Here is a 25,991-nt window from a genome sequence, read left to right as displayed (position 1 = left end):
TTTTGAAGAAAAACTTTCGTGTAAAAAGAGAGAAAGATTTTAAGGCGATTTTCAAGGAGGGGACAAGTTTTGCCAATCGCAAATTTGTTGTCTACCAACTAGAAAACCAGAAAAACCATTTTCGAGTAGGTCTATCAGTTAGCAAAAAACTGGGGAATGCCGTCACTAGAAATCAAATTAAGCGACGGATTCGGCATATTATCCAGAATGCAAAAGGGAGTCTGGTAGAAGATGTCGACTTTGTTGTCATTGCTCGAAAAGGGGTTGAAACCTTGGAATACGCAGAGATGGAGAAAAATCTACTCCATGTATTAAAATTATCAAAGATTTACCGGGAAGGAAATGGGAGTGAAAAAGAAACTAAAGTTGACTAGTTTGCTAGGACTGTCTCTGTTAATCATGACAGCCTGTGCGACTAATGGGGCAACTAGTGATATTACAGCCGATTCGGCTGATTTTTGGAGTAAATTTGTTTACTCCTTTGCGGAAATCATTCGCTTTTTATCGTTTGATATCAGTATCGGAGTGGGGATTATTCTCTTTACGGTCTTGATTCGTACAGTGCTCTTGCCAGTCTTCCAAGTGCAAATGGTGGCTTCTAGGAAAATGCAGGAAGCTCAGCCACGCATTAAGGCGCTTCGAGAACAATATCCAGGTCGAGATATGGAAAGCAGAACCAAGCTAGAGCAGGAAATGCGTAAAGTCTTTAAAGAAATGGGTGTCAGACAGTCAGATTCTCTTTGGCCGATTTTGATTCAGATGCCGGTTATTTTAGCCTTGTTCCAAGCTCTATCAAGAGTTGACTTTTTGAAGACAGGTCATTTCTTATGGATTAACCTTGGTGGTGTAGATACAACCCTTGTTCTTCCGATTTTAGCAGCAGTATTCACCTTTTTAAGTACTTGGTTGTCCAACAAAGCCTTGTCTGAGCGTAATGGCGCTACGACGGCGATGATGTATGGGATTCCAGTCTTGATTTTTATCTTTGCAGTTTATGCGCCAGGTGGAGTCGCCCTATACTGGACAGTGTCCAATGCTTACCAAGTCTTGCAAACCTATTTCTTGAACAATCCATTCAAGATTATCGCAGAACGTGAGGCGGTAGTACAGGCACAGAAAGATTTGGAAAATAGAAAAAGAAAAGCCAAGAAAAAGGCTCAGAAAACGAAATAATAAGGAGGAATCTGGTAATGGTAGTATTTACAGGTTCAACTGTTGAAGAAGCAATCCAAAAAGGATTGAAAGAATTAGATATTCCAAGGAAGAAGGCACATATTAAAGTCATTTCTCGTGAGAAAAAAGGCTTTCTTGGTTTATTTGGTAAAAAACCAGCCCAAGTGGATATTGAAGCGATTAGTGAAACGACTGTTGTAAAAGCAAACCAACAAGCTGTAAAGGGAGTTCCAAAACAAATCAATGATTTGAATGAGCCTGTTAAAACAGTCAGTGAAGCAACTGTTGATTTGGGGCATGTTGTAGAAGCAATTAAAAAGATTGAAGAGGGAGGCCAAGGTATTTCTGATGAAGTCAAGGCTGAAATCTTAAAACATGAAAGACATGCCAGCACTATCTTAGAAGAAACTGGTCACATTGAGATTTTAAATGAGCTTCAAATCGAGGAAGCGATGAGGGAAGAAGCGGGCGCTGATGACCTTGAAACTGAGCAAGACCAAACTGAAAATCAAGACTTGACAGAGATGGGCTTGAAAGTTGAACCGAGCTTTGATATTGCCCAGGTGGCTACGGATGTGACTGCCTATGTTCAAGCAATTGTGGATGACATGGATGTTGAAGCCACACTTTCAAATGATTATAACCGTCGTAGTATCAATTTGCAAATTGACACTAACGAACCAGGTCGTATTATCGGCTACCACGGTAAAGTCTTGAAGGCCTTGCAGCTGTTGGCTCAAAATTATCTTTATAACCGCTATTCAAGAACCTTCTACATTACTATCAATGTCAATGATTATGTTGAACACCGTGCAGAAGTCTTGCAGACCTATGCGCAAAAATTGGCGATTCGTGTTTTAGAAGAAGGTCGCAGTCATCAAACGGATCCAATGTCAAATAGCGAACGCAAGATTATCCACCGTATTATTTCACGTATGGATGGCGTGACCAGTTACTCTGAAGGTGACGAGCCAAATCGCTATGTCGTTGTAGATACAGAATAAGTAAAATCAGGCTTGACCTGATTTTTTGCTAGCTAGAGGAGATGAAACTAATGTTGAATAAGATAAGAGATTATTTAGACTTTGCTGGTTTGCAGTACCGTAATCCTGATAAAGCAGGAGCAGAGCGAGAGAAAATGCTGGAATTGCGCCACAAAGGCCAAGAGGCTCGAAAGGCTTTTACAGAGCTAGCCAAAGCCTTTCAAGCAAGTCATCCAGAATGGCAACTCCAACAGACTAGCCAGTGGATGAATCAAGCGCAACGTTTGCGACCACATTTCTGGGTCTATCTACAGAGAGACGGACAAGTAACAGAGCCTATGCTAGCCTTACGTTTGTACGGGAATCCTTCTGATTTTGGTATTTCCTTAGAGGTCAGTTTCATCGAACGTAAGAAGGATGATCGAACTTTAGACAAGCAGACCAAAGTTTTAGAACTTCCAACCGTTGAAGGGATTTATTATCTAGCTTACTCTGATGGTCAAAGTCAAAGATGGGAGGCTACTGAGGAAAATCGACAAGTGTTAAGAGAAAAACTATCCCATCAGGAAGTTCGCAAAGTTTTAGTGAAGGCAGATGTTCCTGTGACTGCCAATTCATCTGAAGAGGAAATCGTAGAAGGTCTATTGAAATCTTATGCTAAAATTCTTCCCTATTATCTAGCTACGAGAAAATTAGATAATCCGTAAAATATCGTAAATCATACAGTCCAAGAGTGAACAGTCCGCTGTGTAATTCTTGGTCTTTTTGTTTCCGCTTTCAAAGTATATAATAAACTTACAAAAACAATTCAAAAGGAGAACAATTATGGAAGTTGTTTCAAGTGTTCTAAATTGGTTTTCTAGCAATATTTTGCAGAATCCCGCATTTTTCGTAGGTTTATTGGTGCTAATAGGATATGCACTTTTGAAAAAACCTGCTCATGACGTTTTCTCAGGTTTCGTTAAAGCAACAGTAGGGTATATGTTGCTCAACGTGGGTGCTGGTGGCTTGGTTACAACCTTCCGCCCAATCTTGGCAGCTCTTAACTACAAATTCCAAATTGGTGCAGCGGTTATCGACCCTTACTTTGGACTTGCTGCAGCAAACAACAAAATTGCGGCAGAGTTTCCAGATTTTGTTGGAACTGCAACTACAGCTCTATTGATTGGTTTTGGAATAAATATCTTGCTTGTGGCTCTTCGCAAGATTACGAAGGTAAGAACCCTCTTTATTACTGGTCACATCATGGTCCAACAAGCTGCGACTGTATCTCTTATGGTTCTATTCTTAGTCCCACAATTGCGTAATGCTTATGGTACAGCAGCTATCGGTATCATCTGTGGTCTTTACTGGGCAGTTAGTTCAAATATGACTGTTGAAGCAACTCAACGCTTGACTGGTGGTGGCGGATTTGCGATTGGTCACCAACAACAGTTTGCAATCTGGTTTGTAGATAAAGTAGCAGGACGTTTTGGTAAGAAAGAAGAAAGTCTAGACAATCTTAAATTACCTAAGTTCCTCTCAATCTTCCACGATACAGTTGTTGCATCTGCCACTTTGATGCTCGTTTTCTTTGGAGCCATTCTTTTAATCTTGGGTCCAGACATTATGTCTAATAAAGAAGTCATCACTTCAGGAACTCTATTCAATCCTGCTAAACAAGATTTCTTTATGTACATTATCCAAACAGCCTTCACCTTCTCAGTTTACTTGTTCGTTTTGATGCAAGGTGTTCGCATGTTCGTATCTGAGTTGACAAATGCCTTCCAAGGTATTTCAAACAAATTGTTGCCAGGTTCATTCCCAGCAGTCGACGTTGCAGCTTCTTATGGATTTGGTTCTCCAAATGCTGTCTTGTCTGGATTTGCCTTTGGTTTGATTGGTCAATTGATTACAATTGTCTTGCTCATCGTCTTTAAAAACCCTATCCTTATTATTACAGGATTTGTACCAGTGTTCTTTGATAATGCAGCAATTGCAGTTTACGCTGATAAGCGTGGTGGTTGGAAAGCAGCCGTTATCTTATCCTTCATCTCAGGTGTCCTCCAAGTTGCTTTAGGAGCTCTCTGTGTAGCCCTTCTCGACTTAGCATCTTACGGTGGGTACCATGGAAATATCGACTTTGAGTTCCCATGGCTTGGATTTGGATACATCTTTAAATATCTCGGCATTGTCGGTTATGTACTTGTATGTCTCTTCTTGCTTGTCATTCCTCAACTTCAATTTGCTAAAGCAAAAGATAAGGCAAAATACTACAATGGTGAAGTACAAGAAGAAGCATAATTTTTAGAAAAGGAGAAAGTAAAATGGTTAAAGTATTAGCAGCATGTGGAAATGGTATGGGTTCATCTATGGTGATCAAAATGAAAGTGGAGAATGCCCTGCGTAAACTAGATCAAATTGATTTTACAGTCAATTCCTGCAGTGTTGGTGAAGCAAAAAGTTTGGCAGCAGGTTATGATATTGTAATTGCATCCCTTCATTTAATTCACGAATTGGATGGACGGACAGATGGCAAATTAATTGGCTTGGATAATTTGATGGATGATAGAGAAATTACTGAAAAGCTGAGTCTAGCACTGGAGTAGCAGATTGGGGAGGAAACATCCTCCCTTGTTTATATAAGGAGGTAAATATGAATTTAAAACAAGCATTGATTGAAAACGATTCGATTAGACTAGGATTAGAGGCTACGGACTGGAAAGAAGCAGTCAAGGTAGCGGTAGCTCCCTTGATTGAAAGTGGGGCGATTTTGCCAGAGTATTACGATGCTATTATTGAATCGACTGAAGAGTATGGGCCTTACTATATCTTGATGCCAGGTATGGCTATGCCCCATGCTAGACCAGAGGCAGGAGTACAGCGAGACGCCTTTTCACTTATCACTTTGAAACAACCAGTTGTCTTTTCGGATGGAAAAGAAGTATCTGTCTTATTAGCTTTGGCCGCTACAAGTTCAAAGATTCACACAAGTGTAGCTATTCCACAGATTATTGCCTTATTTGAATTGGAAGATTCTATTGCACGTTTACAAGCTTGTCAGACCAAGGAAGATGTCTTGGCTATGATTGAAGAATCGAAAAATAGTCCCTATCTTGAAGGGTTGGATTTGGAAAGTTAGAAAGAGGGATATAGAGATGACAAAAAGAATACCAAATTTACAAGTTGCATTAGATCATTCAGACTTACAAGGAGCGATTAAGGCAGCAGTTTCTGTTGGTCACGAAGTAGACATTATTGAGGCTGGAACAGTTTGCTTACTTCAAGTCGGAAGTGAATTGGTTGAAGTTTTGCGTAGTCTTTTTCCAGATAAGGTTATTGTGGCAGACACCAAATGTGCCGATGCTGGGGGAACAGTTGCCAAGAACAATGCGGTTCGTGGAGCAGACTGGATGACTTGTATCTGTTGTGCAACCATTCCTACAATGGAAGCTGCTCTGAAAGCCATTCAAGCTGAACGAGGCGATAGAGGTGAAATCCAGGTTGAACTATATGGAGACTGGACTTTTGAACAGGCGCAGCTCTGGCTGGATGCGGGGATTTCTCAAGCAATCTACCACCAATCTCGTGATGCGCTACTTGCTGGTGAAACTTGGGGTGAAAAAGATCTTAACAAGGTGAAAAAACTCATTGACATGGGCTTCCGGGTATCTGTTACAGGAGGGCTGAACGTGGATACACTCAAACTTTTTGAAGGAGTGGATGTCTTTACCTTTATCGCAGGGCGCGGAATTACAGAGGCCGCTGATCCAGCAGGAGCAGCGCGTGCCTTCAAGGATCAAATCAAACAAATTTGGGGGTAAGCCATGGCGCGTCCAATTGGAATTTATGAAAAGGCAATGCCGAGGCACTTCACCTGGCTGGAACGTTTGAATTTTGCCAAGGACTTAGGCTTTGACTTTGTTGAAATGTCCATTGATGAACGTGATGAGCGTTTAGCAAGGCTTGACTGGAGCAAGGAAGAACGCTTGGAGATTGTCAAAGCCATCTATGAAACGGGTGTTCGGATTCCTTCTATCTGTTTCTCAGGTCATCGTCGCTACCCATTGGGGTCAAATGATCCAGCCCTAGAGGAAAAATCTCTGGAACTCATGAAAAAATGTATCGAATTAGCCCAGGATTTGGGTGTTCGTACCATTCAGTTAGCTGGTTACGACGTTTACTATGAGGAAAAGTCTCCTCAGACACGCCAACGTTTTATCAAAAATTTGAGGCAGGCTTGTGATTGGGCAGAAGAAGCTCAGGTGGTGCTAGCTATTGAAATTATGGATGATCCCTTTATTAATAGTATTGAAAAATACTTGGCTGTAGAGAAAGAGATTGATTCACCCTATCTCTTTGTTTACCCAGATATTGGTAATGTGTCTGCATGGCATAATGATGTCTATAGTGAGTTCTATCTAGGTCACCATGCTATCGCAGCTCTCCATCTTAAGGATACTTATGCAGTGACAGAAAGCTCAAAAGGTCAATTCCGCGATGTCCCTTTTGGACAAGGTTGTGTCAATTGGGAAGAAGCCTTTGATATTTTAAGGAAGACCAATTATAATGGTCCTTTCCTGATCGAAATGTGGTCTGAAAATTGTGAAACGGTAGAAGAAACACGCGCAGCCATTCAAGAGGCGCAAGCCTTTCTCTACCCACTTATAAAGAAAGCAGGTTTGATGTAAGATGAATCAAGTAATGAATGCTATGCGGAAACGAGTCTGTGATGCCAATCAATCCTTGCCAAAGCATGGACTGGTTAAATTCACCTGGGGCAATGTGTCTGAAGTCAATCGCGAACTTGGGGTCATTGTTATTAAACCATCAGGTGTGGACTATGATAAGCTGACACCTGAAAGTATGGTAGTGACTGACCTAGATGGAAAGGTTCTAGAAGGTGATTTACGACCCTCTTCTGACCTTCCGACTCATGTGCAGTTATATAAAGCATGGCCAGAGATTGGTAGTGTAGTCCACACGCATTCGACAGAAGCCGTTGGTTGGGCCCAGGCTGGGCGTGATATTCCTTTCTATGGGACAACCCATGCAGACTATTTCTATGGTCCAATTCCCTGTGCCCGTAGTTTGACCAAGGATGAGGTGGAAAGGTCCTATGAAAAAGACACCGGTTTGGTCATCATAGAAGAGTTTGAACGTCGAGGTCTTAATCCGGTCGAAGTTCCAGGAATTGTCGTACGCAATCACGGTCCATTCACTTGGGGTAAAAATCCAGAGAATGCCGTCTATCACTCTGTTGTACTAGAGGAAGTGTCTAAGATGAATCGCTTCACAGAACAGATCAATCCAAGAGTTGAACCTGCTCCACAGTACATCCTGGAAAAACATTATCAACGCAAGCATGGGCCAAATGCTTATTACGGTCAAAAGTAAGAACAATGGAAGGAGGATGGGAAGAGAATTCTAGCTCCTCCTTTTTGTATTCAAACGATAGGGCAGATAAACTAGTCAAGGGCTAAAGATGAGGTTTGGTAATACTCAATGAAAATCAAAGAGCAAACTAGGAAGCTAGCTATAGATAGCTCAAAGCCCTGCTTTGAGGCTGCAGATAAGACTGATAGAGTCAGCTCAAAACCCTGCTTTGAGGTTGTGTATAAGACTGACCAAGTCAGTAACAGATACCTAGGGCAAGGCGACGCTGACCTGGTTTACAGAGTATAAGAGTATAAAAGAAGTTTTTTAAGAAGTGTTGAGCAGTGTATTTGAAATTTATTGTTTGACATATATGGTAAAATAGAAAGAGTTGTTACTGCATCATATACCAGTAGGGGGATTTTAATATGGTATTGGATAGAACAAGCTGTGAATTATTGTTATATCTTTTGAAACAGGAAGTTCCAAAAACAATTATGACAATTTCAAAAGATTTAGGGCAATCAAGGAGGAAAATCTATTATCACATCGATAAGATAAACGAGTTATTAGACCAAGAGAATCTTGCTATAGTTAGTCGTCCTCGTATTGGCATCTGCTTAACAGAGAAGCAACGTACCGCTTGTCGTCAACTTGTATCGGAGATGGATTCTTATGATTATGTTATGAGCGGGAAAGAGCGGATGCAAATGATGTTACTTTGGATAGGTATTTCTAAAGAACGTATCACACTTGAAAAATTGATGGACTTGACAGAAGTGTCTCGGAATACGGTTCTCAATGATTTAAATACCATCCGCTACCAACTGACCTTGGAGCAGTACCAGGTGACCTTGCAAGTTAGCAAATCGCAGGGTTATTACCTTCATGCCCATCCTCTCAACAAAATTCAGTATCTTCAATCGCTTTTATATCATATCTTTATGGAGGAAAATGCAACGTTTATTGCCATCTTAGAAGATAAGATGAAAGAGAGACTAGAGGATGAGTATTTCCTTTCTGTTGAGATGCATCGATTTTTTAAGGAACAGGTTCCCCTGGTTGAACAAGATTTAGGAAAGAAAATAAACCATCATGAAGTCACTTTTATGTTACAGGTGCTTCCTTACTTGCTGTTGAGTTGTAATAATGTGGTGCGATATCAGGAACGGCATCAGGAGATAGAAAAAGAGTTTTCCTTGATAAGAAAACGAATTGAGTATCAAGTGTCCAAGAAATTAGGAGAACGTTTGTTTCAGAAGTTTGGGATTTCCTTGTCAGAACTTGAGGTTTCCCTCGTAGCCGTTCTCCTCCTCTCCTATCGTAAGGATTTGGATATCCATGCAGAGAGCGATGATTTTCGGCAGTTGAAGCTTGCTCTAGAGGAATTTATCTGGTATTTTGAGTCGCAAGTTAGGATGGAAATTGAAAACAAGGAAGACTTATTACGGAATTTGATCATCCATTGTAAGGCTTTGTTGTTTAGAAAAACTTATGGTATCTTTTCTAAAAATCCACTGACCAAGCAAATTCGATCTAAGTATGGAGAATTATTTTCAGTTACTAGAAAATCTGCAGAAATTTTAGAGGGGACATGGTTTGTTCGACTAACAGACGATGATATTGCCTATCTCACTATTCATGTTGGAGGATTTCTGAAGTATACTCCTTCTTCTCAAAATGATATGAAAAAAATTTATCTTGTTTGTGATGAAGGTGTCGGGGTTTCGAAACTCTTGCTGAAGCAATGCCGGCTTTATTTGCCGAATGAGCAAATTGGTACTGTATTTACAACAGAACAATTTAAGAGTGTGGAAGATATTGCACAAGTTGATGTAGTGATTACTACTAATGATGATTTGGATAGCAGATTTCCGATTTTAAGGGTTAATCCTATCCTTGAAGCAGAAGATATTTTGAAAATGCTAGACTATCTTAAACACAATATATTTCGTAATGAGAGCAAAAGTTTCAGTGAAAATCTTTCTAGTCTTATTTCGTCTTATATTGTAGACAGTAAGTTGGCTAGTAAGTTCCAAGAAGAGGTTCAAACACTTATAAATCAAGAAATAGTAGTTCAAGCTTTTTTGGAAGATATTTGAAGGACAGTCCAATGATGAACACAAACCTGTGTTTTTCTTGGTCTTTTTTAGTGTTTTGAAGGGTGGTATACTAATCTCAAAGATAACAATTATATCCAAAGGAGGCAACATATGCCAAACGTCAAAGAAATTACAAGAGAGTCATGGATTTTAGCTACTTTTCCAGAGTGGGGAACCTGGTTGAACGAAGAAATCGAAGAAGAAGTCGTACCTGAAGGTAACTTTGCCATGTGGTGGCTAGGCAACTGTGGTACTTGGATTAAGACACCAGGTGGTGCTAACGTTGTTATGGATCTTTGGTCAAATCGTGGAAAATCAACTAAAAAAGTGAAAGATATGGTTCGAGGGCATCAAATGGCAAATATGGCAGGTGTTCGTAAGTTGCAACCAAACTTGCGTGTTCAGCCAATGGTTATTGATCCATTTGCTATCAACGAACTCGACTACTACTTGGTTTCACACTTTCATAGTGACCATATCGACCCATACACAGCTGCAGCAATTCTCAACAATCCTAAGTTAGAGCATGTTAAGTTTATCGGTCCCTACCATTGTGGACGAATCTGGGAAGGATGGGGTGTTCCAAAAGAACGTATCATCGTTGTTAAACCAGGTGACACTATCGAATTAAAAGATATGAAGATTCATGCAGTAGAATCATTTGACCGTACTTGCTTGGTTACTCTACCAGTGAACGGTGCTGATGAGACAGGCGGTGAACTTGCCGGACTAGCTGTTACGGATGAAGAAATGGCTCAAAAGGCTGTTAACTATGTCTTTGAAACACCAGGTGGAACTATATATCATGGTGCAGATTCTCACTTCTCAAACTACTTTGCAAAACATGGTAAAGACTTTAAAATTGATGTTGCTTTGAATAACTATGGTGAAAATCCAGTAGGTATCCAAGATAAAATGACCTCTATCGATCTTCTTCGTATGGCAGAAAATCTACGTGCTAAAGTCATTATCCCAGTTCACTATGATATCTGGTCTAACTTTATGGCTTCTACAAATGAAATCTTAGAATTATGGGAAATGAGAAAAGATCGTCTGCAATACGATTTCCATCCATTTATCTGGGAAGTTGGCGGTAAATACACTTATCCTCAAGATCAACACTTAGTAGAATACCATCATCCACGTGGTTTTGATGATTGTTTTGAACAAGACTCCAACATTCAATTTAAAGCTTTGCTATAATATAAAAATATTCCTTGGAGGTTATCCGTATGTTGCATGATACGGATAATTTTCATATAATAGTAAAATAGAATGTGTGATCCAATAATCACCTCAAATAGAAAGGAAATTCTATGTCAAATCTATCTGTTAATGCAATCCGTTTCCTAGGTATTGACGCTATCAACAAAGCCAACTCAGGTCACCCAGGTGTGGTTATGGGAGCAGCTCCGATGGCTTATAGCCTCTTTACAAAACAACTTCGTATCAATCCATCCCAACCAAACTGGATTAACCGCGACCGTTTTATTCTTTCAGCAGGACATGGTTCAATGCTCCTGTATGCCCTTCTTCACCTCTCTGGCTTTGAAGATGTCAGTATGGATGAGATCAAGAGCTTCCGTCAATGGGGTTCAAAAACACCTGGTCACCCAGAATTTGGTCATACAGCAGGGATTGATGCTACGACAGGTCCTCTAGGTCAAGGGATCTCAACTGCTACTGGTTTTGCCCAAGCAGAACGTTTCTTGGCAGCCAAATATAACCGCGAAGGCTACAATATCTTTGACCACTACACTTACGTTATTTGTGGAGACGGAGATTTGATGGAAGGTGTTTCAAGTGAGGCGGCTTCATACGCAGGCTTGCAAAAACTAGACAAGTTGGTTGTTCTTTATGATTCAAATGACATCAACTTGGATGGTGAGACAAAAGATTCCTTTACAGAAAGTGTTCGTGACCGTTACAATGCCTACGGTTGGCATACTGCCTTGGTTGAAGATGGAACAGACTTGGAAGCAATCCAAGCTGCTATCGAAACAGCTAAAGCTTCAGGCAAACCATCTTTGATTGAAGTGAAGACTGTGATTGGATACGGTTCTCCAAACAAACAAGGAACTAATGCTGTACACGGTGCTCCTCTTGGAGCAGATGAAACTGCAGCAACTCGCCAAGCACTTGGTTGGGACTATGAACCATTTGAAATCCCAGAACAAGTATATGATGATTTCAAAGAACATGTTGCAGACCGTGGCGCATCAGCTTATGAAGCTTGGACAAAATTAGTTGCTGATTATAAAGAAGCGCATCCAGAATTGGCTGCAGAAGTAGAAGCCATTATTGATGGACGTGATCCAGTTGAAGTGACTCCAGCAGACTTCCCAGCTTTAGAAAATGGTTTCTCTCAAGCAACTCGTAATTCAAGCCAAGATGCCTTGAATGTTGTGGCAGCTAAGTTACCAACCTTCCTAGGTGGATCAGCTGACCTAGCTCACTCAAATATGACTTATATCAAAACTGACGGACTTCAAGACGATGCCAATCGCTTGAACCGTAACATTCAGTTTGGTGTTCGTGAATTTGCAATGGGAACGATCTTGAACGGGATGGCCCTTCATGGTGGACTTCGTGTATACGGTGGAACTTTCTTCGTCTTCTCTGACTATGTGAAGGCAGCTGTCCGCTTGTCAGCCTTGCAAGGTCTTCCTGTGACTTATGTCTTTACCCACGATTCAATCGCAGTTGGAGAAGACGGTCCAACGCATGAACCGGTGGAACATTTGGCAGGTCTTCGTGCCATGCCAAATCTAAACGTTTTCCGTCCAGCAGATGCGCGTGAAACGCAAGCAGCTTGGTACCTTGCAGTGACAAGTGAGAAAACACCAACTGCCCTTGTCTTGACACGTCAAAACTTGACTGTTGAAGAGGGAACAGACTTCGACAAGGTTGCAAAAGGTGCCTATGTTGTCTATGAAAATGCAGCAGACTTTGATACCATCTTGATTGCGACAGGTTCAGAGGTCAATCTTGCTGTCTCAGCTGCCAAAGAATTGGCTAGTCAAGGTGAAAAAGTCCGCGTAGTCAGCATGCCATCTACAGATGTCTTTGATAAACAAGATGTAGCTTACAAGGAAGAAATTCTTCCAAATGCAGTTCGCCGTCGTGTTGCAGTCGAAATGGGTGCAAGTCAAAACTGGTACAAATACGTTGGTCTCGATGGTGCCGTTCTCGGTATTGATACCTTCGGAGCCTCTGCCCCAGCACCAAAAGTATTGGCAGAATATGGCTTTACTGTAGAAAATCTTGTAAAAGTGGTTCAAAACTTGAAATAATCCTAAAAATCAGGGCGTAAGCTCTGGTTTTTCTTACCAGAAAAGTAAGGTACAATCTTGTAAAAGTAGCCGAAATTTGATATAGTAGTCCTATGTAAAAGACAAAGGAGAATATAATGGAATCACAATATACATTTTTAATCATTCTTGTGGCTATGGTGGGCTTGATGTTCTTTACGCAACGCTCTCAAAAGAAACAAGCGCAAAAACGTATGGAAAGCTTGAATAAACTACAAAAAGGCTATGAAGTGATTACAATCGGTGGACTTTATGGAACAGTCGATGAAGTAGATACGGAGAAGAAAACAATTGTTCTTGATGTAGATGGAGTTTACTTGACGTTTGAACTAGCTGCTATCAAGACCGTATTACCACTTAAAGAAACAGCTTCACTCGAAGGTGCAATTGAAAAATAAGACGGGATTACGAACTCCCGTTTTTCTATAAAAGAAAGGAAATGGGATGAAAAAATTAGTCTTTGTCTGTCTAGGAAATATTTGCCGCAGCCCTATGGCCGAGTTTGTGATGAAATCAATGACAGATAATTATGAAATCCAAAGTCGAGCGACTTCTTCTTGGGAACATGGCAATCCGATTCATAAGGGAACTCAAGGGATTTTTCAAGAGTATGAGATTCCTTATAACAAAGCCAAAACATCGCTTCAGATTAGTAAGGAAGATTTTGAAGCCTTTGATTATATTATCGGCATGGATGCTTCAAATGTTTCTGACTTACGTCAGATGTGTCCAGTAGACTGTCAAGATAAGATTTACTCATTTGCATCTGAAAGTGTTCCAGATCCTTGGTATACAGGAGATTTTGAGGAAACCTATCAGCGTGTTCAGGAGGGTTGTCAAGCTTGGTTAAAACGTTTAGAAAAGGAGAGTGAAGGTGGAAAATCTTAAGAATTTTTACGAAAAGTATCGTGTCTATCTGACTCGTCCACGTTTAGAGCTTTTGGCAGTAGTTACCATTGTTTTCTGTGCTGTACTCGTCTTTTTTCTAAATATTCCCGGAAAAGGTGTTCTAAAGCTTGATAATGGAACGATTGTTTACGATGGCAGTCTTGTCCGTGGTAAAATGAATGGGCAAGGTACCATTACCTTCCAAAATGGAGACCAATATACAGGTGGTTTCAACAATGGAGCCTTCAACGGAAAAGGCACCTTTCAATCCAAAGAAGGCTGGACCTACGAAGGTGATTTTGTAAATGGTCAGGCTGAAGGAAAAGGAAAACTAACAACAGAACAAGAAGTCGTTTATGAAGGGACTTTTAAACAAGGCGTTTTTCAACAAAAATAAAGCCTCCTTATCAAAGGAGGTATTGTTAGAATGTTCAGGTAAGCGCTTACCTGCAAATCCCTTTCTTTCCAAGTCCCCCTTCCAAGTAAGTTTGTGAAATAAAAAATATTTGAAATAAATTTCACAAACTCTAAAGAAAAAACTTGATAAGCAAAGAAAATGAGAAAGATTTCACAAGGTGCTAAAAATTCTTTGTGAAATGTTTGTGAAACTGTTTACAAAATTGAAATAATGCGTTATAATAAACTTGTGAAAAAATTAACAAGGGATTGAATCCTTGAAAGCTATGGAGGAAAATATGGCTGATAAAAAAACTGTGACACCAGAGGAAAAGAAACTCGCTGCTGAAAAGCATGTCGATGGATTGGTGCAAAAAGCTCTAGTTGCTCTTGAAGAAATGCGTAAGTTGGATCAAGAGCAGGTTGACTACATCGTAGCTAAAGCGTCAGTGGCAGCTTTGGATGCCCACGGAGAATTGGCTTTACATGCCTATGAAGAAACAGGACGTGGTGTATTTGAAGATAAAGCAACTAAGAACTTGTTTGCTTGTGAACACGTAGTAAACAACATGCGCCACACTAAGACAGTTGGCGTTATCGAAGAAGACGATGTAACAGGTTTGACTCTTATTGCTGAACCAGTTGGTGTTGTCTGTGGTATCACTCCTACAACAAACCCAACATCAACAGCAATCTTTAAGGCGTTGATTTCATTGAAGACTCGTAATCCAATCGTTTTTGCCTTCCACCCATCAGCTCAAGAGTCATCAGCTCATGCAGCTCGTATCGTTCGCGATGCAGCTATAGCAGCTGGTGCTCCTGAAAACTGTGTACAATGGATTACTCAACCATCTATGGAAGCAACAAGTGCCCTTATGAACCACGAAGGTGTTGCGACAATCCTTGCAACTGGTGGTAATGCCATGGTTAAAGCCGCATACTCATGTGGTAAACCAGCTCTTGGGGTAGGTGCCGGTAACGTTCCAGCTTATGTTGAAAAATCAGCTAACATCCGCCAAGCTGCACACGATATCGTCATGTCTAAATCATTTGATAACGGTATGGTCTGTGCCTCAGAGCAAGCGGTTATCATTGATAAAGAAATTTACGATGAATTTGTAGCAGAGTTCAAATCTTACCACACTTACTTTGTAAACAAAAAAGAAAAAGCACTTCTTGAAGAGTTCTGCTTCGGCGTGAAAGCAAACAGCAAAAACTGTGCGGGTGCAAAATTGAACGCTGACATCGTTGGTAAACCAGCAACTTGGATTGCAGAACAAGCAGGATTTACAGTTCCAGAAGGAACAAACATTCTTGCTGCAGAATGTAAAGAAGTTGGTGAAAATGAGCCATTGACTCGTGAAAAATTGTCACCAGTTATCGCAGTTTTGAAATCTGAAAGTCGCGAAGATGGTATTGCCAAAGCTCGTCAAATGGTTGAATTTAACGGTCTTGGGCACTCAGCAGCCATCCACACAGCTGACGAAGAATTGACTAAAGAATTTGGTAAAGCTGTTAAAGCTATTCGTGTTATCTGTAACTCACCTTCTACTTTCGGTGGTATCGGGGACGTTTACAATGCCTTCTTGCCATCATTGACACTTGGATGTGGTTCTTACGGACGCAACTCAGTTGGGGATAACGTTAGTGCCATTAACCTCTTGAATATCAAAAAAGTCGGAAGACGGAGAAATAACATGCAATGGATGAAACTTCCTTCAAAAACATACTTTGAACGCGATTCAATTCAATACCTTCAAAAATGTCGTGACGTTGAACGTGTCATGATCGTTACTGACCATGCCATGGTAGAGCTTGGTTTCCTTGATCGTATCATCGAACAACTTGACCTTCGTCGCAATAAGGTTGTTTACCAAATCTTTGCTGATGTAGAACCAGATCCAGATATCACAACTGTAAATCGTGGTACTGAGATTATGCGTGCCTTCAAACCAGATACAATCATCGCTCTCGGTGGTGGATCTCCAATGGATGCTGCTAAAGTAATGTGGCTCTTCTACGAACAACCAGAAGTGGACTTCCGTGACCTTGTCCAAAAATTCATGGATATCCGTAAACGTGCCTTCAAATTCCCATTGCTTGGTAAGAAGACTAAATTCATCGCGATCCCAACTACATCTGGTACAGGATCTGAAGTAACTCCATTTGCCGTTATCTCTGATAAAGCAAATAACCGTAAATACCCAATCGCTGACTACTCATTGACACCAACTGTGGCAATTGTAGACCCTGCTTTGGTATTGACAGTTCCTGGATTTGTTGCTGCGGACACTGGTATGGACGTATTGACCCACGCGACTGAAGCTTACGTATCACAAATGGCTAGCGACTACACTGACGGACTTGCACTTCAAGCAATCAAGCTTGTATTTGAAAACCTTGAAAGCTCAGTTAAGAACGCAGACTTCCATTCACGTGAGAAAATGCATAACGCTTCAACAATCGCTGGTATGGCCTTTGCTAATGCCTTCCTAGGTATTTCTCACTCAATGGCTCATAAGATTGGTGCGCAATTCCACACAATCCACGGTCGTACAAATGCAATCTTGCTTCCATACGTCATCCGCTACAACGGTACACGTCCAGCTAAGACAGCAACATGGCCTAAGTACAACTACTACCGTGCAGATGAAAAATACCAAGATATCGCACGCATGCTTGGACTTCCAGCTTCTACTCCAGAAGAAGGTGTGGAATCTTACGCAAAAGCTGTCTACGAACTTGGTGAGCGCGTAGGTATCCAAATGAACTTCAAAGCACAAGGAATTGATGAAAAAGAATGGAAAGAACATTCACGTGAATTGGCCTTCCTTGCTTACGAAGATCAATGTTCACCAGCTAACCCACGTCTTCCAATGGTTGACCACATGCAAGAAATCATCGAAGATTCTTACTATGGTTACAAAGAAAGACCAGGACGCCGTAAATAATTGTTATCAGCCTAGAGGCAGGAGAAATCCTGTCTCTTTTTTTGTAATTCTATTTGAAAAATGGTATAATCATCGCATATATTTATTTGAAAATCAAATCTTTAATAATCATGCGAGGGGCAAATGAACAAGATAAATGAGTTAGGGGATAAAGTGCGACTTTTAAGAGAGGAGAAAGGACTTAGTCGTCCAGTTTTTTGCGGGGATGAGTCTGAATTATCAGTGCGTCAGTTGGTGCGGATTGAAAAAGGAGAATTTCGCCCGACGATAAAAACACTAGAATATATTGCAGAACGATTAGAAATTCCGTCCTACGTCTTGATGCCAGATTATAAGGAATTACCCAAGCGTTACCAAGAATTAAAGTACTTTCTTTTACATCATCCTGACTATGGAGACGAGGAGTTGCAGGAACAAAAGGAAGAATATTTTGATGAGATTTTTGAGTGTTTTTATGATGACCTGCCCCGTGATGAGAAAGTGCTAGTGGATTGTCTTCAAGCTATAGATGCAGTGAGAGCGACTAGTAATTCCTTATACGGAAGTGGTGTGATTGAAGACGGTCTTCAAGATTTACTATCCAGAGATGTATATAAAGCCGAGGACTTGTTGAAACTGAGACTGTATTTCAACTGTCAGTTAATGGACGGTTTAAATGTGGGTGAGATAAAAGAATCTGAGCATGAAACCATTCTTTGTTTTCATGACAAACTAAGTTCTCAGGTTGATAAGATAGAGTTCGATTGTTTGGACTTACTTAGAGATTCCTTGTTAGCTTCTTTAGCTTGTATAGAAATTATGGGGCTGTTTCATTATTTTAAGAGGGCAGTCGAGACCTTAAATAAAATAGGACAAAAAACACGAGATTTCCAAAAGCAACCGATTGTCTTGATGGTGGAGTGGAAATATTATATTCATACCGATTATGATACAGCCAAACAAAAGTATGAAGAAGCAAAAATGATGGCGAGGATGTTTGGTAATGAGAAGTTACTCGTTAGTTTAGATAAGGAATGGAGCGAAGACTTAGAAAGGTATTATTAAATGATTTATAGGAGTGACATTTCTGTCATTGGGGAAATGTCGCTTTTTTGTTACAATGAATTTTATACTCAATGAAAATCAAAGAGCAAATTAGGAAACTAGCCGCAGGCTGTACTTGAGTACGGCAAGGCGACGTTGACGTGGTTTGAAGAGATTTTCGAAGAGTATTACTTGATATACATCCAGAAGCAAACTAGGCAATAGAGAAAAAATTCTAAGCAGTAGGTTCATAGTGGCAATCAGTGCTGATGTCGCTTGAAGGCTTTTCTATAATTATGATGTATGACGATAACAGTTTTAAATAAGGGGGAAAGAATGTCCATTTTATCCATTAAAAATATTTCAAAGTTTTACACTTTGGACGGTAAACATCAAGAGCAGGCTCTAAGAAATATAAACCTGCAGATTGCAAAAGGTAAAATTACAGCGATTTATGGTCCGTCAGGCTGTGGCAAAACCAGTCTACTAAACATCATCAGTGGTTTAGATAGACAATATGAAGGAGATTTAGAGTTTAAAGGGGAATCCCTCCGTGACTTATCAGAGATTGAACTAACTCAATTTCGTAAAGATAAGATTGGATTTGTGTTTCAAAACTTTAACCTCATTCCTCATCAGTCTGTCTTGGACAATGTCAAATTACCTCTCTATGTCAAAGATTTATCTGACAGGGAGATGACAATGATTGCAAAGGAGCAATTAAGTAACTTAGGCATGGAGCCTTTTGTAGCTAAAAATGTTAAACAGCTTTCTGGCGGGCAAAAGCAACGCGTAGCAATCGCGCGTGCACTGGTAAATCAGCCAGATATGATTGTAGCAGATGAGCCAACGGGTTCGCTGGATTCTCAATCCCAAGAAATGGTATTGGAAGTATTTAAAAAATTAGCCCAAACAGGGAAAACAGTACTGATTGTAACCCATAATCCAGAGGTTGCCGAATATGCAGATGTGATTATCAAAATGAAGGATGGTGAAGTCGTTGAAGAAGTCAAAAAATAAAGGATTATCATTGAAAAATAAATTCAAGCTTTCTTTAAATAACTTTATGGAAAGAAAGTGGCGTAACCTATTGATTGCGCTAGCAACTTCAATCGGTTTTGTAGGAGTCTTAATTTCTTTCGGCTTGGGAAATGCATTGATTTCGATGATTGATGAAAATACGAATGGAGGTCAAATCCCTTCTCAAGTTCAGATTGCTTTAAACACAAAAAATGTTGGACGAGGCTTTTTGAACCAAGATGATAAGAACTATATCACGGATACAGTTGGCAAAGAAACTATTAAATATTTGGAGAGTCCTTTTGGGATGATCATGTCAAATATTACTATAGATGGTCAAGAAATGGATCTGAGTCAAACGATGCCTTCTTATGCTCAAGTGGTGAGTCTCTATGAGGATACAAGTATCTCTGTTAGTAGTAATGAGGCGGACAAAGTATTAGCCGGTTCCCTCTATACTGATTCAAATGAACAGGGATTGACGATTCCAAGCAGTTTACTAAAAAATTGGAATGAACAGACAGGAAAAAATCTGACAGCTAGTGATATTATTGGCAAATCAGTCTCAGCCAGCATTGTAGAAAATGATGCTGAAGCTAGCAAGACTGCTCAATTTCAAACAAAGATTGTACGTGTAATCAATGATGAAGATGACTTGGAGGACAGCAACAGTTTCATGCCGTCTCATCAAATGGAAACGATTTTGAAAGAGGCTGGATTTACAAAAGCTGTATCTTATTTTATCTTGGAACTCAAAGATCCATCACAAACAAAAGCGATAACAGAAGAATTGCAGAAAAACAAGAAGTATACTGTTCTTTCTCAACAGAAGGTTCTTGATATTGTGATTACTTTTATTCGTGTCATTCAGGGATTGTTGATTGTACTTTCATCACAAGCTATTGTGGTAGCAGCGGTCATGATTGGTATCATCATTTACATCAATATCATGCAACGTTCTAAGGAAATAGGTGTCATGAAGGCAGTTGGTTATCAAAATCGCGATGTCAAAGGGATTTTTATTTACGAGGCTATTTGGATTGTAGGCATTGCCTTGCTGCTGGCATTTTTGGTTGCACAAGGGGTGGGAAGTTTGGCGAATGTGATTGTAAGTCACTTTTACCCATCCATCACGAAGGTTTTTGAATTAAATTTGTTATCTGTTTTAGGAACTCTAGCTTTCGCTCTCTTACTTGGCTATGTCTCAGCCTACTTCCCAGCACGTAAAATTAGTAAAATGGATCCTGTAGAATCGCTACGATATGAATAGTAAGGGATTTCCTTGATTTACAGTCTTAAAAAGAAACTAACATAGAAAAACAATGCCCGTACTTGCAATTCAACTCAAATAGTTATATAATAGGTTTGTTGAAAGGTGATTTGTAGTGATTCAAGTTACTCTTTTCACAATAAAAATTTCATGATTTTCATAAGGAGGAAATCACTAATGGTAGTTAAAGTTGGTATTAACGGTTTCGGACGTATCGGTCGTCTTGCTTTCCGTCGTATCCAAAACGTAGAAGGTGTTGAAGTTACTCGTATCAACGACCTTACAGATCCAGTCATGCTTGCACACTTGTTGAAATACGACACAACTCAAGGTCGTTTCGACGGTACTGTTGAAGTTAAAGAAGGCGGATTTGAAGTTAACGGTAAATTCATCAAAGTTTCTGCTGAACGTGATCCAGAACAAATCGACTGGGCTAACGACGGTGTAGAAATCGTTCTTGAAGCTACTGGTTTCTTTGCTAAGAAAGCAGCTGCTGAAAAACACTTGCACGCTGGTGGAGCTAAAAAAGTTGTTATCACTGCTCCTGGTGGAAACGACGTTAAAACAGTTGTATTCAACACTAACCACGACGTTCTTGACGGTACTGAAACAGTTATCTCAGGTGCTTCATGTACTACAAACTGCTTGGCTCCAATGGCTAAAGCTCTTCAAGACAACTTTGGTGTTGTTGAAGGATTGATGACTACTATCCACGCTTACACTGGTGACCAAATGATTCTTGACGGACCACACCGTGGTGGTGACCTTCGCCGTGCTCGCGCTGGTGCTGTAAACATCGTTCCTAACTCAACTGGTGCTGCGAAAGCTATCGGTCTTGTAATCCCAGAATTGAACGGTAAATTGGACGGAGCTGCTCAACGTGTTCCTGTTCCAGCAGGTTCTGTAACTGAGTTGGTAGCAGTTCTTGAAAAGAACGTTACTGTTGATGAAGTGAACGCAGCTATGAAAGCAGCTTCAAACGAATCATACGGATACACTGAAGATCCAATCGTATCTTCAGATATCCTAGGTATGTCTTACGGTTCATTGTTTGATGCAACTCAAACTAAAGTTCTTGACGTTGACGGTAAACAATTGGTTAAAGTTGTATCATGGTACGACAACGAAATGTCATACACTGCACAACTTGTTCGTACTCTTGAATACTTCGCAAAAATTGCTAAATAATTCATGAGTCGATAAAAAGCAAGGCCTCTTGGTCTTGCTTTTCTTATATGGAAAAATGGATGACACAATCATCCATTCTTTTTTATTTCTCTTTCGAAAGTATCTGAAAGGGCAGTGAAGCTTAATTTTTCTAATGTAAGTGGATGGGTAAAGGAAAGTCGGAAGGCATGAAGCATAAGCCGACTTATCTTTGAATTGCTGTTATAGAGAGGGTCGCCCAAAATAGGGAAGTTATGATGCGAAAGGTGTACACGGATTTGATGGGTTCGACCTGTCTTTAGTTTGCAATGAACCAAGGAAGTCTTGTTTTGGAATTGCTTTAATCTGCTTACATGTGTTTCAGCATATTGCCCATTTTTTGTATCAACTATTCGCTTTCTGCGGTCATGGCGATCACGTCCGATTTTGTCTCTGAAAACAAGTTCTTTGCTGTTGATATTTCCGTCAACGAGTGCCCAATATTCCCTAGAAATCTCTTTTTTCTCCAATAAGCGATTGAGAATAGGTAGGATAAAAGGATTTTTGGCAAAGAGAACTAAACCACTGGTTTCCATGTCCAGACGATGAACGACATAGCAGGTTTGGCCAACATAGGCACTGACATGGTTAAGAAGGGCGATTTCGTTCGGCTGATTACCGTGGGTTTTCATCCCCTCTGGTTTGTTGACAATAATCAAGTGTTGATCTTGATAAACCTCTTGAACGAGGTTTGGGTTGCCCCAAGGAATTTCCTTTTTGGGATAATCTTCCTCATCAAAAGTCAACTGGCAAACATCCCCAGGGCTTACCATCTCGTTCCAGTGAACTTCTTCTTGGTTTATCAAAATATGTTTCTTGATTCTCAAAAAATGACGGATTTTTCTAGGGATGAGGAGTTGTTCCTCAAGTAATTGCTTTACCGTCATTTGAGGTAGAGAGTCTGGTAATGTAAATGTGAATTTCATACAGATATTGTAACAAAAAACCCCCTATTTTGATAGGAAATAGCTAAATTCTTGTCTTCCTATGATGAAGATGATAAAATAAACGCATGAAATTAGATAAATTATTCGAGAAATTTCTTTCTCTTTTTAAAAAAGAAACAAGTGAACTAGAGGACTCTGATTCTACTAGCCTACGTCGCTCTCGTAGTGATCGAAAAAAATTGGCCCAAGTAGGTCCAATTCGAAAATTTTGGCGTCGTTATCATCTAACAAAGATTGTCCTTATACTAGGTTTGAGTGCAGGCTTGCTAGTTGGAACCTATTTGTTTGCTGTGGCCAAGTCAACCAATGTCAATGATTTGCAAAACGCCTTGAAAACTCGGACTATCATTTTTGACCGTGAAGAAAAGGAGGCTGGTGCCTTGTCTGGTCAAAAGGGAACCTACGTTGAATTGACTGCTATCAGTAAAAATTTGCAGAATGCCGTTATTGCGACAGAAGACCGTTCCTTCTATAAAAATGACGGGATTAACTATGGTCGTTTCTTCTTGGCTATTGTCACTGCTGGTCGTTCAGGTGGTGGCTCTACTATTACCCAACAGCTGGCTAAAAATGCCTATCTGTCGCAGGATCAAACTGTTGAGAGAAAAGCGAAAGAATTTTTCTTGGCTTTAGAATTGACTAAAAAATATAGCAAGGATCAGATCCTAACCATGTACCTTAACAATGCCTATTTTGGAAATGGTGTGTGGGGTGTAGAAGATGCGAGTAAGAAATACTTTGGAGTTTCTGCATCAGAAGTGAGTCTGGATCAAGCTGCGACTCTGGCAGGGATGCTGAAGGGACCGGAATTGTATAATCCTTTGAATTCCGTACAAGATTCGACTAATCGTCGCGACACTGTCTTACAAAATATGGTTGCAGCAGGATATATTGATAAAAACCAAGAAACCGAAGCTGCAGAAGTTGATATGAATTCTCAATTGCACGATAAGTATGAAGGGAAAATCTCAGATTACCGCTATCCTTCTTACTTTGATGCGGTGGTTAATGAAGCTGTTTCCAAGTATAATCTAACAGAGGAAGAAATTGTCAATAATGGCTACCGCATTTACACAGAGCTGGATCAAAACTACCAAGCAAATATGCAGGTTGTCTATGAAAATACAGTGCTATTTCCGAGGGCAGAGGATGGAACATTTGCTCAATCAGGAAGTGTCGCTCTCGAACCGAAAACAGGGGGAGTTCGTGGAGTTGTCGGTCAAGTTGCTGGCAATGATAAAACGGGATTCCGGAATTTCAACTATGCAACCCAATCGAAACGTAGCCCTGGTTCTACAATTAAGCCTTTAGTTGTTTATACGCCAGCAGTTGAAGCAGGCTGGGCTTTGAATAAGCTCTTGGATAACCATACCATGCAGTATGACAGCTATAAGGTTGATAACTATGCAGGGATCAAAACGAGTCGAGAAGTTCCCATGTATCAAGCCTTGGCAGAATCGCTTAATCTACCTGCTGTTGCCACTGTTAATGATTTGGGCCTTGATAAGGCTTTTGAGGCGGGCGAAAAATTTGGACTCAACATGGAAAAGGTCGACCGTGTTCTTGGTATTGCCTTGGGAAGTGGTGTCGAAACCAACCCACTTCAAATGGCTCAAGCATATGCTGTTTTTGCCAATGAAGGTTTAATGCCGGAAGCTCATTTTATTAGTAGAATTGAAAATGCTAGTGGACAAGTTATTGCTAGCCATAAAAATTCACAAAAACGGGTGCTTGATAAGTCTGTAGCTGACAAGATGACTAGTATGATGTTGGGGACATTCACCAACGGAACCGGTATTAGTTCATCGCCTGCAGATTATGTCATGGCAGGGAAAACTGGTACAACCGAAGCTGTTTTTAATCCGGAATACACAAGTGACCAGTGGGTGATTGGTTATACTCCGGATGTGGTGATTAGTCATTGGCTTGGTTTTCCGATCACTGATGAAAATCACTATCTAGCAGGATCTACTTCAAACGGTGCAGCCCATGTCTTTAGGAATATTGCAAATACCATTTTACCTTATACACCAGGAAGTACCTTCACAGTTGAAAATGCATATAAGAAAAACGGAATTGCACCAGCTAATACAAAAAGACAAGTACAAACCAATGATAATAGCCAGACAGATGATAATTTGTCTGATATTCGAGGACGTGCGCAAAGTCTAGTAGATGAGGCTAGTCGGGCTATCTCGGATGCGAAGATTAAGGAAAAGGCTCAAACAATATGGGATTCGGTAGTCAATCTATTTCGCTAAGATGCTTGTCAAAGCCTAGCTTTCTTGTTATAATAGATAAGATGGAGGCGTTATGGCACTAAAAAAAGCAAGCCTAGCTTGTGCGGTTTGTGGTTCGAGAAACTATTCAATCAAGATTAGTGGAACCCCCAAGCCTACACGACTAGAAGTAAATAAATTTTGTAAGCATTGTGGTAAGTACACTACACACAGAGAAACGAGATAGGAGAGAGCGATGCGTTTTATTGGAGATATTTTTAGACTTCTTAAAGACACAACATGGCCAACTCGCAAGGAAAGCTGGAGAGATTTTCGTTCTATCATGGAATACACAGCTTTCTTTGTAGTAATTATTTACATTTTTGACCAGTTGATTGTTTCAGGTTTGATTCGATTTATTAACATTTTTTAGAAGGTTAGTGGAGTTAATTACACTAGAAATCTTCTATTTATGAAAGGAAATATCATGGATAGTTTTGATAAAGGATGGTTTGTCTTACAAACTTATTCTGGTTATGAAAATAAGGTAAAAGAAAATCTATTACAACGTGCACAAACCTACAATATGTTGGATAATATTCTACGCGTTGAAATTCCAACACAAACAGTGCAAGTTGAAAAAAATGGAAAGAGAAAAGAAGTAGAGGAAAATCGCTTTCCAGGTTATGTTCTTGTAGAAATGGTCATGACAGATGAAGCTTGGTTTGTTGTTAGAAACACACCAAATGTTACAGGATTTGTCGGATCACACGGGAACAGATCAAAACCAACTCCATTATTGGAACAAGAAATTCGTGACATTTTGGTATCTATGGGACAAACTGTTCAAGAATTTGATTTCGATGTTGAGGTTGGTCAAACTGTACGTATTATTGATGGTGCTTTTGCAGACTACACTGGTAAGATTACAGAAATTGATAATAACAAAGTAAAAATGATTATCTCTATGTTTGGTAATGACACAGTTGCAGAAGTAAACCTAAACCAAATTGCAGAATTATAACCCTGAGAGAGGCTTGTCCTCTCTTTTTTGTGCAGTTGAGGATCTAAAGGGTGCAGAATGGAGGAAATGTGCCAAAAGTGTTTCTGAATCTGTTAGACTGTATCTAGAAAGGGGAAGATTATG

The 25,991-nt window shown here is 40.1% G+C and carries 27 protein-coding genes; 26 read left to right on the top strand and 1 reads right to left on the bottom strand.

Annotated features, from left to right (window positions below; translation table 11 throughout):
• Positions 1–2: 2 nt before the first annotated feature.
• From rnpA to gap, 22 genes are all read left to right on the top strand, one after another.
• A complete protein-coding gene (rnpA, locus tag OVN23_RS09655; RefSeq protein WP_112445373.1) occupies positions 3–374 on the top strand; it encodes a ribonuclease P protein component in 372 nt (123 codons plus the stop codon).
• Entirely contained in the window at positions 349–1,173 is an 825-nt protein-coding gene (locus tag OVN23_RS09650) for a membrane protein insertase YidC (RefSeq protein WP_262081173.1), read from the top strand. Before rnpA ends, OVN23_RS09650 begins: the two co-directional genes overlap by 26 nt.
• A 17-nt stretch (positions 1,174–1,190) precedes the next feature.
• Positions 1,191–2,177 carry an RNA-binding cell elongation regulator Jag/EloR gene (jag, locus tag OVN23_RS09645; RefSeq protein WP_262081174.1) on the top strand — a complete coding sequence of 329 codons (987 nt, stop codon included), beginning with the start codon at positions 1,191–1,193 and terminating at the stop codon, positions 2,175–2,177.
• Between the two features lie 50 nt (positions 2,178–2,227).
• Entirely contained in the window at positions 2,228–2,863 is a 636-nt protein-coding gene (locus OVN23_RS09640) for a ribonuclease P (protein ID WP_262081175.1), read from the top strand.
• A 118-nt stretch (positions 2,864–2,981) separates the two neighbouring features.
• A complete protein-coding gene (locus OVN23_RS09635; protein ID WP_262081176.1) occupies positions 2,982–4,439 on the top strand; it encodes a PTS ascorbate transporter subunit IIC in 1,458 nt (485 codons plus the stop codon).
• 23 nt (positions 4,440–4,462) lie between these two features.
• The gene (locus OVN23_RS09630) at positions 4,463–4,744 is read left to right on the top strand and encodes a PTS sugar transporter subunit IIB (protein ID WP_173262322.1); all 282 of its coding nucleotides are present in this window, start codon (positions 4,463–4,465) and stop codon (positions 4,742–4,744) included.
• Positions 4,745–4,791: 47 nt separating this feature from the next.
• Entirely contained in the window at positions 4,792–5,277 is a 486-nt protein-coding gene (locus OVN23_RS09625; RefSeq protein WP_262081177.1) for a PTS sugar transporter subunit IIA, read from the top strand.
• 16 nt (positions 5,278–5,293) lie between these two features.
• Positions 5,294–5,959 (top strand): 3-keto-L-gulonate-6-phosphate decarboxylase UlaD, encoded by a 666-nt coding sequence (locus OVN23_RS09620; RefSeq protein ID WP_262081178.1) that lies wholly within the window; start codon positions 5,294–5,296, stop codon positions 5,957–5,959.
• A 3-nt stretch (positions 5,960–5,962) separates the two neighbouring features.
• The gene (locus tag OVN23_RS09615; RefSeq protein ID WP_262081179.1) at positions 5,963–6,826 is read left to right on the top strand and encodes an L-ribulose-5-phosphate 3-epimerase; all 864 of its coding nucleotides are present in this window, start codon (positions 5,963–5,965) and stop codon (positions 6,824–6,826) included.
• Between the two features lies 1 nt (position 6,827).
• Positions 6,828–7,532, top strand: a complete 705-nt coding sequence (locus tag OVN23_RS09610; protein ID WP_262081180.1) for an L-ribulose-5-phosphate 4-epimerase — start codon at positions 6,828–6,830, stop codon at positions 7,530–7,532.
• A gap of 108 nt (positions 7,533–7,640) precedes the next feature.
• Positions 7,641–7,820, top strand: a complete 180-nt coding sequence (locus OVN23_RS09605; protein WP_262081181.1) for a hypothetical protein — start codon at positions 7,641–7,643, stop codon at positions 7,818–7,820.
• 119 nt (positions 7,821–7,939) lie between these two features.
• A complete protein-coding gene (locus tag OVN23_RS09600; protein ID WP_262081182.1) occupies positions 7,940–9,613 on the top strand; it encodes a BglG family transcription antiterminator in 1,674 nt (557 codons plus the stop codon).
• Between the two features lie 111 nt (positions 9,614–9,724).
• The gene (gene ulaG, locus OVN23_RS09595; RefSeq protein WP_001134228.1) at positions 9,725–10,816 is read left to right on the top strand and encodes an L-ascorbate 6-phosphate lactonase; all 1,092 of its coding nucleotides are present in this window, start codon (positions 9,725–9,727) and stop codon (positions 10,814–10,816) included.
• Positions 10,817–10,929: 113 nt separating this feature from the next.
• Positions 10,930–12,906 (top strand): transketolase, encoded by a 1,977-nt coding sequence (gene tkt, locus OVN23_RS09590; RefSeq protein ID WP_262081183.1) that lies wholly within the window; start codon positions 10,930–10,932, stop codon positions 12,904–12,906.
• Positions 12,907–13,022: 116 nt separating this feature from the next.
• Positions 13,023–13,322, top strand: coding sequence for a preprotein translocase subunit YajC (gene yajC, locus OVN23_RS09585; RefSeq protein ID WP_000445810.1), 300 nt, complete (start codon positions 13,023–13,025; stop codon positions 13,320–13,322).
• A 46-nt stretch (positions 13,323–13,368) separates the two neighbouring features.
• Positions 13,369–13,812 carry a low molecular weight protein-tyrosine-phosphatase gene (locus OVN23_RS09580; RefSeq protein ID WP_112445379.1) on the top strand — a complete coding sequence of 148 codons (444 nt, stop codon included), beginning with the start codon at positions 13,369–13,371 and terminating at the stop codon, positions 13,810–13,812.
• On the top strand, positions 13,799–14,209 hold the full coding sequence (locus OVN23_RS09575; RefSeq protein ID WP_020902388.1) for an MORN repeat-containing protein: 411 nt from the start codon (positions 13,799–13,801) through the stop codon (positions 14,207–14,209). Before OVN23_RS09580 ends, OVN23_RS09575 begins: the two co-directional genes overlap by 14 nt.
• 298 nt (positions 14,210–14,507) lie before the next feature.
• Positions 14,508–17,159 carry a bifunctional acetaldehyde-CoA/alcohol dehydrogenase gene (adhE, locus tag OVN23_RS09570; protein ID WP_267241027.1) on the top strand — a complete coding sequence of 884 codons (2,652 nt, stop codon included), beginning with the start codon at positions 14,508–14,510 and terminating at the stop codon, positions 17,157–17,159.
• Positions 17,160–17,282: 123 nt separating this feature from the next.
• Positions 17,283–18,203 carry a helix-turn-helix domain-containing protein gene (locus OVN23_RS09565; RefSeq protein ID WP_023945661.1) on the top strand — a complete coding sequence of 307 codons (921 nt, stop codon included), beginning with the start codon at positions 17,283–17,285 and terminating at the stop codon, positions 18,201–18,203.
• A gap of 315 nt (positions 18,204–18,518) precedes the next feature.
• The gene (locus OVN23_RS09560; protein WP_049522022.1) at positions 18,519–19,202 is read left to right on the top strand and encodes an ABC transporter ATP-binding protein; all 684 of its coding nucleotides are present in this window, start codon (positions 18,519–18,521) and stop codon (positions 19,200–19,202) included.
• On the top strand, positions 19,171–20,472 hold the full coding sequence (locus OVN23_RS09555; protein WP_173270347.1) for an ABC transporter permease: 1,302 nt from the start codon (positions 19,171–19,173) through the stop codon (positions 20,470–20,472). The genes OVN23_RS09560 and OVN23_RS09555 overlap by 32 nt, the downstream gene beginning before the upstream one ends.
• A gap of 177 nt (positions 20,473–20,649) precedes the next feature.
• Positions 20,650–21,660: a type I glyceraldehyde-3-phosphate dehydrogenase gene (gene gap, locus OVN23_RS09550; protein ID WP_000260662.1), complete on the top strand. Its 1,011-nt coding sequence runs from the start codon at positions 20,650–20,652 to the stop codon at positions 21,658–21,660.
• 68 nt (positions 21,661–21,728) lie between these two features.
• Here gap and OVN23_RS09545 read toward each other — a convergent pair whose 3' ends face one another.
• Complete coding sequence (locus OVN23_RS09545; protein ID WP_240147149.1) at positions 21,729–22,604, bottom strand: RluA family pseudouridine synthase; 876 nt, start codon at positions 22,602–22,604, stop codon at positions 21,729–21,731.
• Positions 22,605–22,690: 86 nt separating this feature from the next.
• On the opposite strand from OVN23_RS09545, the gene pbp2a reads away from it, so the two are divergent.
• From pbp2a to nusG, 4 genes are read left to right on the top strand one after another with little or no spacing between them, the layout of a single operon-like run.
• Positions 22,691–24,886, top strand: a complete 2,196-nt coding sequence (gene pbp2a, locus OVN23_RS09540; protein ID WP_173220050.1) for a penicillin-binding protein PBP2A — start codon at positions 22,691–22,693, stop codon at positions 24,884–24,886.
• A 52-nt stretch (positions 24,887–24,938) separates the two neighbouring features.
• Positions 24,939–25,091, top strand: a complete 153-nt coding sequence (gene rpmG / locus OVN23_RS09535; protein ID WP_014017356.1) for a 50S ribosomal protein L33 — start codon at positions 24,939–24,941, stop codon at positions 25,089–25,091.
• Between the two features lie 9 nt (positions 25,092–25,100).
• Positions 25,101–25,277: a preprotein translocase subunit SecE gene (secE, locus tag OVN23_RS09530; protein ID WP_001210991.1), complete on the top strand. Its 177-nt coding sequence runs from the start codon at positions 25,101–25,103 to the stop codon at positions 25,275–25,277.
• Between the two features lie 54 nt (positions 25,278–25,331).
• Positions 25,332–25,868: a transcription termination/antitermination protein NusG gene (nusG, locus tag OVN23_RS09525; RefSeq protein WP_000376739.1), complete on the top strand. Its 537-nt coding sequence runs from the start codon at positions 25,332–25,334 to the stop codon at positions 25,866–25,868.
• The last annotated feature ends 123 nt before the right edge of the window (positions 25,869–25,991 follow it).

Source organism: Streptococcus sp. Marseille-Q6488, from assembly GCF_946902925.1.
Lineage (GTDB): Bacteria > Bacillota > Bacilli > Lactobacillales > Streptococcaceae > Streptococcus.
Note: the sequence above shows the minus strand (reverse complement) of the source record. Positions and strands in the feature narration are given on the sequence as shown.